The organism is Lactiplantibacillus paraxiangfangensis (genome assembly GCF_036246185.1).
GTDB classification, from domain to species: domain Bacteria; phylum Bacillota; class Bacilli; order Lactobacillales; family Lactobacillaceae; genus Lactiplantibacillus; species Lactiplantibacillus paraxiangfangensis.
The window spans coordinates 1-11,553 of the sequence record NZ_BTPW01000005.1; the positions used below are offsets into that span (position 1 = coordinate 1).

The following is an 11,553-nucleotide window of genomic DNA, read 5'->3' on the forward strand; positions in this document are numbered from 1 at the left end:
GATAAACCTATGATAATTGCTAACTTTTCTTCAGGTGTAAATCTAGTTCTAGGCATAATAAAATCCCCTTAAGCATTGATAGATGAATTATTGTTTTTCATCTGTCAACCTTAAGGGGACTATAGCAAATAAGTGTCAATTACAATTGGCTATACTTTAAGAATAAAGCTAAAGAACAACTGACCAGTAAAACCGGCCATGATTTGTATGCCCAACACAAAATTGAAATTGAACCAATTTTTGCTGATTTAAAGACTCACTTGAAGTTCAAGCGCTTTTCGGTATGTGGTCTAACAGCCACCAGCAACGAGATGGGAATAGTTTTAATGGCTGAAAAGCTATCAAAATTATCTAAAATCGTTAAGCCACCGGATCTAAGGCCAAAGAAAAGTGGATGATCTAGTATTCGATAGTGAATATTGAAAGAAGTTAGTTTATCTAAAAATTGATTGGTTGTCATTAGCGTGGATTAACAATATCCCAATGTTCAGCGATACGATTGTTTTCTACTCGGAATAAGTCATAGTAAGTTTTTTCAATACCCTCAGCATGACCATCAGAAATAGTTAAAGCAAAGTTGCCATCAGCAATAACGTGGTTGATCTTAGTATAGATAGACTCTTTGCCCGCTGCTTTTAACATCTGAACACCTTTCATGACAGTGTCTAATCCATCAGGAACACCAACATGATGCTGAATGTAATCGGTATTCATATAGTCAGTAGCATGTTCTAAATGAGGGCCGCCCATCAATGTTGCGTTAATGGTTTCCTCAACTAGTTTTCCGGTTTCGTTAGCATTAAAATTTGCGTCAACATGCGTTGGACCGTCTAATTGAGTGTGACCTGATGGAGTGGGTGTTTCTAAATAAGGCGTTTCTGTGTGTAAATGTTGCTTGATGGTATCACCCTCAAATTCAAAAGCATCAAAGGTAACAGTCTTGTTACTTCCTACAGTTGTTAAAGTATGGAGAGCTAACCAGTTATTATCATTCAAAGTGCGGATTACTTCGACTTTAGTATTGTCTTTTTCTAGTTCAGCGAGTGCTAATTTAATTTTATTCATAATAAGTCCTTTCTGGGATTCTGCTTGGTTAAGAATTTGGTCAATCATATCTGCAAGAGTCGTTTCACTAAGTTGCTGTTTGACACCATCAGTAAGATTCTGATAGTAATCACCTAAGATGCTCTGAATATTGCCGCCAATAATGCAATTTAGATTGGTATTGGTATCAACATTCAATATTTGATGACCATCAACAGCAAGATAAATGTCTAGTAGTGAGATATCATGTGGATCTTTTGATAAAGTGATTTTTGATACGCCGCGCTGTGAATTTACTAGCCCAGCACTTTTTAAATCTCCAACTAGTTGACGAATCAAAACAGGATTGGTGTTTACGCTTTGAGCGATTTGTGTACTACTTAAATTCTCGTTATTTCTAACGTACAGCAATGATAAAGTGTGGATTGCATCACTAAGTCGCGTATTTAAGCGCATAAGTCCACCTTGCCTTCATGTATTTATTGTTATTACATGTAACACTGTACTTCTTATTAGATGTAATGTCAATAAATACATCTAATCATTTTTTAGTTTATAGGTAGAACTACTTAACAAAACATGACATTTTTCCGGATATCAGTGGTGCATCCTTTTCTATTTAGGGTGCAGAAAGCTACTTGCCACGGCCTAATAAAAAGCTTATCTTTTTTGAGAATTAACTTAATTGAACGTGTCCAAAATAATATATGCACTCTTTTATACTTGTATGTACCGTATAATATTGGTATATCAACGTATTAATGTAATGGCATGATGGTAAATGATGGAATTAATCGGACAAATCAGACACCATATGTGAGTGCTGTATCCTGACATTTCTGACGCCCTAAAAAAGCTGAATAGTAATACTATGGGGTATGGGTATCATATAGGGTAGGCCAACCAGCTTAGAATACGTTCGACGAAAGGTAGTTAATCGATGTTAAGTGGAGTTGACTGCCTTTTGACCATGTATAATCGGAGCACAAGAAGGGCCTGAGACGATTTTTGTCCCAGGCCCTTCTTAATTACTGATTAAGCCATGCTTTCGACTTTACCAACGATTTTAGCAGGTGTGTCCCATTCTGAACGTTCGAATTCAGAAACTGGCACTTCAATCCCTAATTGGTTTTGTAATTCAAGTAAGAGTTGAACGGAACCCATGGAGTCCAAAATACCTTCATCAAAAAGGTTGGTGTCCATGTTACCGGAAACGTCTTCCCCCGTTAAGTCTTGTAAAATTGATAAAACTGTTGCTTTTGTATCATCCATAATAATAATTCCCCTTATCGTTTAATAGATTTTAATCCTTTATAGCTTAGCATAGTTTAGACGAACTGAAACTTTCTGACGCTTTTTTAAGTAAGTTTTAACGTTCAACCTTGCTAACGTAGATTGGTCGGTGTTTTGCTTCCAAGTAGATTTTGCCGATATATTTACCAACGATGCCAAGGCAAAACAGCTGAAGACCACCTAGCATCAGGATAATCGTCACCATGGACGGCCAACCGCCAGTGGGGTCGCCGAATAGTAGGGCGCGCACGACGATGAAAATAGCTGCAATTAAGGCGAGAAAAAAAGTCACTAGCCCTAAAAATGACGCGATGGCTAAGGGTTTATCGGAAAAGTTGATGATGCCATCCAGTGAATAGTTAACTAAGTCCCAAAAAGACCAGTGGGTGGTGCCAGCAACCCGGTCATGATTGTAGAAGCCGAGGGATTTTGTTTTGAAACCAACCCAGGCAAACATCCCCTTGGAAAACCGGTTATATTCAGGCAAAGCTAAGACGGCATCAGTTACCTGGCGGGTCATCATGCGATAATCACGGGCGCTGGGCTCGATCTTAGTTTTTGAAATATGGTTAATCAGTTTGTAGAAGGCGTTGGCAGCAACCGAACGGATGACTGGTTCGCCCTTACGATTGACGCGTTTCGTGCCAACCACGTCATAGTGTTCCTCAAGAATACCGGACATCATTTGGGGCAATAAAGCCGGTGGGTCCTGTAAGTCCACGTCCATCACGACGACTAGGTCACCGGTGGCATGCTGTAGACCGGCGTAGAGTGCGGCTTCCTTGCCAAAGTTACGCGAGAATGAGAGAAAGTGAACGTGGTCGGCATCAAGCTGTTGGATCAGGTCCAGAAGGATTAATGTTCGGTCCGTTGAACCGTCATCGATGAACCAGTATTCCAACTGGTAGGCCGGCCAGATTGGGGCAATTTTCTCACGGTAGACGGTTTGAACGGCGTCGTAAAACCGCTGAACGGTGGCTTCCTCGTTGTAACACGGCACGACAATTGAAATTTTCTTCAAAGTTAACAGACCTTCCTTTTATAACGACGTTAATTTTTGAAAATCAGATATTTGCTGAAGACCCAATTAATCAAAACGATAATGATTTGATCAATCAATTTAACAAGCAAGCTGTTGCCGGCTAATAAGCTAACTCCAATAAACATAATGAGCTCATCGACGCCCAGACTCAGCATGCGGTATCCGAAGAAACTAACAATCTCGCGGAGACGTGTCTGCAACGTATTGGCCTGGCTGTCAAAGACCCAGCGACGGTTAGTAGTGTAGGCGAATAGGATGGAACCGAACCATGCAAGTGCATTGCTGATTAAGTAGGGGCAATTAATGGCGGGAAGGGTCAGAATGCCAAACAAAATGAAGTTCATCGCGGTTGTCAGGCCACCAAAGATGAGGTAAGTGACCACGTTTTTATACTGGCTATAAATGTGTTGAAACATGTCGCACGCTCCTTATGTGACTGACTTTGAACCGAGTATAGAAGTTAATGGGAACAACTTCCCCCTATGGTGACTGAATAAAAAATGATAAATTCTCATAAATTATTTGATGCTTGCTAAGCTTAAAGCTAGTAATGTCGAAAGCCCAGTAAACTCGATTGTTTGGAATCGAAACTAAAACGGAGAATTGACTTAAACACAGAAAAAAACGTCCAAAATATAATTTCAGACGTCTTTTTGAATGAAAACTTAAATTGGGTGCTAGAAACTAAACGTTGAAGTGCTCATGAATCAGTTTGGTTAAAATTTGAATGCCCTGTTCAAACCGCGCTGAAGATTCGTAGGAAAAGCTCAGCCGAATATACTGGTTCGGCTGAAAGTCGTAAATGCTGCCCGGATTAAACAGGACGTTTTGCGCGGTCGCTAGGTCAAACAATTTGGGGATGTTGATGGCATCGTCTAAGCGCACCCATAAATAGAAGCCACCGGTTGGCGCCTGCCAAGTGGCAAAATCGTCCCAATACTGGTGCAAGATGGCTTGTGCGGCCGCAGCTTTCTGCGCGAGGATCGTTCGGAAGTGTTTCTGGTAAGTGTCGTACTCGGGGTCGGCCAGAATTTCAGCGAGGACGAGTTGGGACAGCGAACTGGCGCCGTAATCGGTTTGCATTCGCACGTCGGTCAACCGGTCAATAACGGGTTTCGCGGCAACCGTCCACCCGATGCGCAACCCGGGTGCCAAGGACTTTGAAATACTGCCAAAGTAGATGACGTTGCCCGTAGTGTCCAACGCCTTTAAAGGCTGGGGTGGCTGCTGATTGAACCAGACGTCTTGATAAGCCGCGTCTTCCAAGATGGGGAGGCGGTGTTCCTGAGCGTACTGGAGTGTTTGTTGCCGCCGTTCTGCGCTCATCACGATCCCGGTTGGGTTATTAAACGTTGGAATCGAATAAATGATGGCGTGCTCGTCTTTCGCTGGTGGCGTCATTTGCCAATAGGCCAGCCCCTGACTATCCATGGGGATGCCGGCTAAGTGGGTTTGCGCTGACTGGAAAACGTGTAACGATTTGACGTAGGTCGGTGCCTCAGTATAGATGGTCGCGTTAGTTGGAAATAGCGACATCGAGACGAGTTGGAGCGCCTGCAGTGAACCAGAGGTAATTAGGATGTTTTCCGGTTGCGTGTGAATTCCGACCTTGAGTAAGTGACGTGCGATTTGTTTCCGCAAAGCCAAAATTCCGGCAGGCTCGGTATAGTTCAGACTGGTCAGGTTGTGGCCAAGGTGATCGAAGGCTTTTTGAAACAGTGCCTGGGGAAATTGTTCGGGTGCTGGTTCGCCGGTGCTCAGCCGAATGACGGCGTCAGTTTCAAACTGATTGATCTTTTGTAATACGTGGGAGTTGGGCTTAAATTGCCCCGCTTTGACGTATTGCGACCAATTGACGTGTTCAGCTAGTAAGCTTGACCAGTGGTTCCCAGAAACGACCATGCCAGAACCGGGATTACTAGTAATCAGGCCAACGGCGATCAATTCGTCGAGGGCGGTAATTAACGTACTCCGGTTGACGGCGAAGGCTTCAGCCAAGTGCCGTTGAGAAGGTAGCTTGGCGCCGACCGGCCAGTCGCCGCGGGTAATTTGGCGTTGGAAATAATTCGTGATTTGCTGATAAATGGGAGTTGCGGCGGCCTTATCGGGTTGCCAGTTGATTTTAAGCGTTTGCATCGCAAAGCCTCCTGAGTGGTTGGGTAAAAAGTGGTGAATTGGTTGGCTACAAAATTAATTATCTCTATTATAATCATCTCTGAATTAAAAGCTAGTTAAGCAATTGGGGATTTCTAAATGTTTAACTGGTTGGTACGGAGGTAAAAGGAATGCAAGTTTTCTTACAAGGTTTATTATTCGGTGTGGTCTACATCGCACCAATCGGCATGCAGAATCTATTCGTGGTTTCAACGGCAATTGAACAACCCTTACAGCGGGCGTTGCGGGTGGCGTTGATCGTGATTGCGTTTGACGCGTCACTATCATTGGCCTGTTTTTACGGCATTGGTAAATTGCTACAGGCCACCCCGTGGTTGGAAATGGCCGTACTTTTAGTCGGCAGTTTACTGGTCTTTTACATTGGCTGGGGTCTGTTGCGGGCTAAGGAAGAAGCCATGGGGACGATGAATGCGGATTTTTCGTATAAGACGGCAATCATCACGGCCTTTTCAGTGGCGTGGTTGAACCCGCAAGCGATTATTGATGGGTCCGTTTTGTTAGCGGCCTTTCGGGTTTCAATTCCAATGGAACTGGCCCATTGGTTCATTATCGGTGTTTTGATTGCCTCGGTGGTCTGGTTCATTGGGCTCACCAGTCTAATTAGTAAGTTCAAGCACTTGATGCAACCACGGGTCCTACTGTGGATCAATCGGGTTTGTGGCGCAGTGATTATTTTATACGGTGTAAAATTATTAGCGACCTTTGTGACTAAAATTTAGTTGCAGTCTGTGAAAGCAATCGGTATGCTTGAGCTATTGGACTTTTTTATGGAAGGAACGATAGCATATGCAAATTGCCGGATTTGGGGTTGAAGCTTGGCTCAACGAGCATGAGCGCGAAGCCACGACGGATATTAGTCAAAGCTCAGTTTCAGCACTGACCATGGCGGAAGTGACCGCGTTAGATGGACAAGACGGTCAGCAGTTTTATCAACAACTCAACCAAATGCGTTTAGATTACGGTTGGATCGAAGGTTCGCCTGAGTTTAAGCAGCTAGTCAGCGGACTGTATGACCAGGTTCCAGCGGAAAACGTCCTTCAAACGAACGGCGCGACCGGTGCCAATCAATTGGCAATTTACAGTTTGATTGAACCGGGAGACCACGTCATTGCCCTATACCCGACTTATCAGCAGTTATACGATATTCCGAAGTCGTTAGGGGCGACGGTTGATTATTGGCACATTCGTGAAACTCACAATTGGATGCCGGATATCGATGAATTAAAGTCGTTGATTCGGCCAAACACCAAGATGATTTTGTTAAACAATGCGATGAACCCGACTGGCGGGCTCCTTGACCGCGCGATGCTAGAAGCAGTCGTGGCCGTAGCACAGTCGGTTGGGGCGTACGTCTTAGCAGACGAAGTTTATGAACCCTTGGATGGGACACCGTTTACGTCAATCGCTGACGTGTACGACCGGGGCATCGCCATCAATAGTTTGTCAAAAACGTACTCGGCACCGGGCTTACGGATTGGTTGGACGGCGACGCCTGATGAAAAGATTGCTGATCTATTTCGGAAGTACCGGGACTATACGATGATCTCCGGTGGGGTTTTTAACGACCAACTCGCGGTCTTGATTTTGCAACACCGCACGGAAATATTAGCACGTAATCGCCAGATTGTTAGTCGTAATTTGAAGTTGTTGACGGATTGGGTTGCGACCCAGCCACGGGTCAGTTTGATTGCACCGCACGGTATTTCGGTATCGTGTATCAAGCTCGACGTGCCGTTAACTGACGAGCAATTCTGTCTGAATTTATTGCGTGATACCGGGGTCTTACTAGTGCCCGGATCACGGTTTGCGATTCCAGGACACGCCCGTCTCGGTTATTGTACGGATACAACGACTTTAAAACGAGGTCTGCGGTTACTGGGTGATTATTTAAAACAGTTTGACCGAGATTAACTTAATTTTTATTCATCTTCTTTATTAGCATAACTTCCTGACAAACTGGGAAATTATGCTTTTTTTGCGGTGTCTAGCGTAGTTAGCCGCATGAATATTTGTTATAATGTATTCATAATTATGAAGGGGAGGTCCCGCACATGAAAAAAACTGATCGCCAAGCGGCAATTGAGCAATTGATCAATCAGTATCCGATTGCGACTCAAGAAGAACTGATGGCCAAATTAAAGGCGGAGGGAATTGCTGCAACGCAAGCGACGATTTCGCGGGACATCCGTGAAATGCAGATCGTCAAGACACCGGACGAACACGGGCAGGCCCGCTACTCAATTTTTAAAGCGAGTGGTAAGAACGAACAGGATCGGCTGTTTGAGAGTTTGCACGACGTGGTAACGGGGGTCGACCGGGTTGAATTTATGAATATCATTCACACGTTGCCTAGCAATGGGAACTTGTTGGCGGCAATTATCGATGATTTGAAAATGCCCGAAGTTAGCGGCACACTGGCCGGACATGATACGATTTTTGTGGTCAGTCCGAGTGTTGAGGTCGCCAAAGAATTACACGCGTTAATAATTAGTCACGTGGCCAATGAGGATGAATTATAGCAACGAATCGTCGGCTTGCCGACGATTTTTTTGCAAAATTAGATGGGTCGTAAAAGCTGCACAATGGTTAGTATAGAAGGAAAACGCTATGGATATTGACATTTTTGATCGGAATGAAATGACGCTAAACGTACTCAATCTGTTGGCAGAAAAGGCTGATTTAGAGTGTATTGATTTAGTGCTATTAAATTTTAATTTTTCTTCTAAACAAGCCCATGAATTAATGGATTTTGTTGCGGAGAAACAAGTAAAAAAACAGGGACTAACAAGACAAGAATGCACGAGTCAAGTATTGACAATTAAACCTGATATAGAAAATGCAGCAGCATTTGTTGATCAACTAAAAAGTGCAGCCCGAGCAGAGGGACGTTTCCCGGATGTCTTAAATAGCTAACTCAACCAGATAGTTATCAAGCGTATCTGTAAAGTGGAATTGGGTATAAGCTAGATTTTTTGCAAAGTTAGCGTTGTCACGGTATTATTTTACTTAGACAACTAATAGAGAGTGAGATGTCATTTAGTGAAGTATACAAAAAAACGGACATCCCGAACCAATCAAAAAAAACGGGATGCCACTTTTGAAAAATTCAAGCAGCAGCAAAATGAATTGAATGCCAATCGGCGGGGTGTCCGTCGTAAATAAAGCACAAGGCGACCCAGTCTTGGGCTTTTTTTGTCGCGGTTATGGGCTCGCTGTGACTAAGGCACGTTAGTTAATGATTGTGTCAGCAACGTATTTTTGAAGATTTCTTCAAGGTTCATCCCCAGAAGTTAGTAAATGGGGATTTATGATACAATTATCAAAGCTAACAAGTAACGCGGGTGTTGGCACTGCCAGTTAATGGCGGTGCGAACTGGCTAAATGACCAGTAACAACACTGGCTGAACAAGGGGAAGATTATGCAAAAAAATGGTTTTTGGGCCACGGTCAAAGATGGCTTGCGAGTCATTGGTCATTGGTTGCAACCATACTGGCAGCGTTTAGCTGCCGTGGTTGGTTATCAATGGCACCGGCGACAATTAACACGCTGGCTGATCGTGCTCATTTTAACGGTGATCTTGATTGGGAGTGCCTACTTAACTTTTGAGGCCAAAACGTCTAAGATCAGTCATTTACAGGCCGAACTTGAAAAAGTCACGACAATCTATGATAGCGACAGCAAGAAAGCAGGAACGCTTTACTCGCAAAAGGGCACTTACGTCCATTTGAGTAGTATCTCAAAGAACTTGCAAAATGCGGTGATTTCAACTGAAGATCGTAACTTTTACAAGGAACATGGTTTTTCCATTAAAGGGATTGGTCGTGCGGCAATGTTACTCGTGGTCAATAAATTACTTGGCCGCGACTACATCAGTGGTGGTGGGAGTACGTTAACGCAACAACTGGTTAAAAATGCCTATTTGACCCAGCAGCAGACCTTTTCTCGTAAGCTACGTGAAATCTTCTTATCGATTGAAACGGAGAACGTTTATTCTAAGCAACAGATTTTAGCAATGTATTTGAACAATGCTTACTTTGGCCACGGTGTTTGGGGCGCTGAAGACGCCTCCGAACGGTATTTCGGGGTGCACGCCTCGGAACTGAGCGTTGACCAGGCCGCAACGTTGGCCGGGATGCTGAGTTCGCCGAGTGGTTATGATCCAATCAACCACCCCAAGGCGTCAACTGCCCGCAGAAACGTCGTTTTAAATAATATGGTTGCCAATAAAAAGTTATCGCAAAGCGAGTACGAGATGTACACCAAAAAAGCGATGACGTTGAATGACAACTATCATTATGAAAGTCGGTATAACTATCCGTACTACTTTGATGCGGTTATCGATGAAGCGATTAACAAGTACGACCTGACGGAATCTGACATCATGAATCGGGGCTATAAGATTTATACGTCGCTTAATCAGGATGATCAGACCCAGATGCAGAACTCATTTAAGAACCCGAACTTGTTCCCAGCGAATGCGGATGACGGGACTAAGGTTCAGGGTGCGTCGGTTGCGGTTGATCCGTCGACTGGTGGTGTCTTGGCCGTTGTTGGTGGTCGTGGTAAGCACGTCTTTCGGGGCTTTAACCGCGCGACCCAAATTAAACGGCAACCGGGATCAACAATCAAGCCGCTTGCGGTCTACACACCCGCATTGGAAAATGGGTATACCTACGATTCAAACTTGTCTAACAAGAAGCAGACTTTTGGCGCGAATAAGTATGCGCCTAAAAACTACGACAACGTTTATTCCTCGTCAGTGCCAATGTATACGGCGCTATCGCAAAGTATGAATATTCCGGCTGTATGGTTGTTAAATAAGGTCGGCGTCAATAAGGGGTATAAATCAGTTAAGAAGTTTGGGTTGCCAGTCACTAAATCGGATGATAACTTGGCGTTAGCCCTTGGTGGGTTAACTTCCGGGGTGTCACCGACACAGATGACGAGTGCGTACACCGCCTTTGCCAATGGTGGGAAGAAGACCACGGCACACTTTATTACAAAAATCGTGGATGCGAGTGGCAACGTGATCGTTGATAATACGAAGACTAAGAACAAAAAGCTCATGTCCAGTAGCACTGCGAAGGAAATGACCAGTATGATGCTTGGAACCTATAATAGTGGGACCGGGGCCGCGGCAAAACCTTATGGGTATAAAGTTGCCGGTAAGACTGGGAGTACGCAGGCCGATTATAGTACTGGTTCGGGAACCAAGGACCAGTGGATGATTGCTTATACGCCGGACATCGTGGTGACAACTTGGATTGGGTTTGATAGTACGAATAGTACGCACTACCTGAAGAGTTTGTCGGAAAATCAACTTTCTTCGCTCTTTAAAAATGAATTACAAAATATTTTGCCGAATACGAAGAACACGAGTTTCGACACGCAGGATGCCGCTACTTTGGCAAACGAAGCTGCAAATAACAATAATAATGATTCTGATAGTGGCAGTTCTGTTTGGAATAGTGTCGAAAAGGGTGCTGGTGACGTTGGTAAGGCCGTAAAAGACACTGCCAAGAGCTGGTTCTCACAGGCTAAAAAGTTAATTGGAAACTAAGGCTAACGCTATTAAAAAATTAACAAAAATGCTAAAATAATTACGACACATACTTCGAGGAGGAACTAACGATGGCCGTTAATATTTATGATACTGCGAACCAATTGGAACAAGATTTACGTCAAACCAAAGAATACAAAGAATTGCAGACTGCTTATGAAACAATGAAAGCAAATCAGAGTGCGTTTGACCTCTTCAAAGATTTTCAGGAAATTCAAATGCAACTTTCACAAAAGCAAATGAATGGCGAAGAGCTTTCAGATGAAGAAGTTCAAAAAGCACATGATCTTGCGGATAAAGTTGGCAATGTCGATGAAATCAAAGCCCTAATGGGGAAAGAACGCAACTTAAACCAGCTGATGAATGATTTGAATCAGATCATTACGAAACCGGTTCAAGAACTTTACAACGACTAATTTGTAAAGAGTGGGACAAAAG

At 43.8% G+C, this 11,553-nt stretch carries 12 protein-coding genes; 7 read left to right on the top strand and 5 right to left on the bottom strand.

Features of this window, described 5'->3' with window-relative positions:
• Positions 1-128 precede the first annotated feature (128 nt).
• Positions 129-398, top strand: coding sequence for a transposase (locus tag AAA939_RS15240; protein WP_420914921.1), 270 nt, complete (start codon positions 129-131; stop codon positions 396-398).
• 61 nt (positions 399-459) lie between these two features.
• Here AAA939_RS15240 and AAA939_RS03325 read toward each other — a convergent pair whose 3' ends face one another.
• The 5 genes from AAA939_RS03325 to AAA939_RS03345 form a co-directional block, all read right to left on the bottom strand.
• On the bottom strand, positions 460-1,500 hold the full coding sequence (locus AAA939_RS03325) for an Rrf2 family transcriptional regulator (RefSeq protein WP_125692098.1): 1,041 nt from the start codon (positions 1,498-1,500) through the stop codon (positions 460-462).
• Between the two features lie 579 nt (positions 1,501-2,079).
• Positions 2,080-2,322, bottom strand: coding sequence for a D-alanine--poly(phosphoribitol) ligase subunit DltC (gene dltC, locus AAA939_RS03330; RefSeq protein ID WP_338209152.1), 243 nt, complete (start codon positions 2,320-2,322; stop codon positions 2,080-2,082).
• A gap of 91 nt (positions 2,323-2,413) precedes the next feature.
• Positions 2,414-3,358 (bottom strand): glycosyltransferase family 2 protein, encoded by a 945-nt coding sequence (locus tag AAA939_RS03335; RefSeq protein ID WP_338208932.1) that lies wholly within the window; start codon positions 3,356-3,358, stop codon positions 2,414-2,416.
• Positions 3,359-3,387: 29 nt separating this feature from the next.
• Complete coding sequence (locus AAA939_RS03340; RefSeq protein WP_338208935.1) at positions 3,388-3,795, bottom strand: GtrA family protein; 408 nt, start codon at positions 3,793-3,795, stop codon at positions 3,388-3,390.
• Between the two features lie 268 nt (positions 3,796-4,063).
• Positions 4,064-5,515 carry an aminotransferase-like domain-containing protein gene (locus AAA939_RS03345; protein ID WP_338230477.1) on the bottom strand — a complete coding sequence of 484 codons (1,452 nt, stop codon included), beginning with the start codon at positions 5,513-5,515 and terminating at the stop codon, positions 4,064-4,066.
• A 149-nt stretch (positions 5,516-5,664) separates the two neighbouring features.
• Here AAA939_RS03345 and AAA939_RS03350 point away from each other — a divergent pair, with 149 nt between their 5' ends.
• The 6 genes from AAA939_RS03350 (at position 5,665) to AAA939_RS03375 (ending at position 11,531) form a co-directional block, all read left to right on the top strand.
• A complete protein-coding gene (locus AAA939_RS03350) occupies positions 5,665-6,273 on the top strand; it encodes a LysE/ArgO family amino acid transporter (protein ID WP_338208939.1) in 609 nt (202 codons plus the stop codon).
• Between the two features lie 67 nt (positions 6,274-6,340).
• Positions 6,341-7,465 (top strand): aminotransferase, encoded by a 1,125-nt coding sequence (locus AAA939_RS03355; protein ID WP_338208941.1) that lies wholly within the window; start codon positions 6,341-6,343, stop codon positions 7,463-7,465.
• 140 nt (positions 7,466-7,605) lie between these two features.
• Positions 7,606-8,073, top strand: a complete 468-nt coding sequence (gene argR, locus AAA939_RS03360) for an arginine repressor (RefSeq protein WP_338208943.1) — start codon at positions 7,606-7,608, stop codon at positions 8,071-8,073.
• 88 nt (positions 8,074-8,161) lie between these two features.
• Positions 8,162-8,467, top strand: coding sequence for a hypothetical protein (locus AAA939_RS03365; protein ID WP_338208945.1), 306 nt, complete (start codon positions 8,162-8,164; stop codon positions 8,465-8,467).
• Between the two features lie 506 nt (positions 8,468-8,973).
• Entirely contained in the window at positions 8,974-11,115 is a 2,142-nt protein-coding gene (locus tag AAA939_RS03370) for a transglycosylase domain-containing protein (RefSeq protein WP_338208948.1), read from the top strand.
• Between the two features lie 71 nt (positions 11,116-11,186).
• The gene (locus AAA939_RS03375; protein WP_338208949.1) at positions 11,187-11,531 is read left to right on the top strand and encodes a YlbF/YmcA family competence regulator; all 345 of its coding nucleotides are present in this window, start codon (positions 11,187-11,189) and stop codon (positions 11,529-11,531) included.
• Positions 11,532-11,553: the final 22 nt, after the last annotated feature.

Excerpts from the sequence above, each read along its gene's own strand:
- AAA939_RS03325 (WP_125692098.1), bottom strand. The coding sequence starts at position 1,500 with ATGCGCTTAAATACGCGACTTAGTGATGCAATCCACACTTTATCATTG.
- AAA939_RS03340 (WP_338208935.1), bottom strand. The coding sequence starts at position 3,795 with ATGTTTCAACACATTTATAGCCAGTATAAAAACGTGGTCACTTACCTC.
- AAA939_RS03345 (WP_338230477.1), bottom strand. The coding sequence starts at position 5,515 with ATGCAAACGCTTAAAATCAACTGGCAACCCGATAAGGCCGCCGCAACT.
- AAA939_RS03350 (WP_338208939.1), top strand. The coding sequence starts at position 5,665 with ATGCAAGTTTTCTTACAAGGTTTATTATTCGGTGTGGTCTACATCGCA.
- AAA939_RS03355 (WP_338208941.1), top strand. The coding sequence starts at position 6,341 with ATGCAAATTGCCGGATTTGGGGTTGAAGCTTGGCTCAACGAGCATGAG.
- argR (WP_338208943.1), top strand. The coding sequence starts at position 7,606 with ATGAAAAAAACTGATCGCCAAGCGGCAATTGAGCAATTGATCAATCAG.
- AAA939_RS03365 (WP_338208945.1), top strand. The coding sequence starts at position 8,162 with ATGGATATTGACATTTTTGATCGGAATGAAATGACGCTAAACGTACTC.
- AAA939_RS03370 (WP_338208948.1), top strand. The coding sequence starts at position 8,974 with ATGCAAAAAAATGGTTTTTGGGCCACGGTCAAAGATGGCTTGCGAGTC.
- AAA939_RS03375 (WP_338208949.1), top strand. The coding sequence starts at position 11,187 with ATGGCCGTTAATATTTATGATACTGCGAACCAATTGGAACAAGATTTA.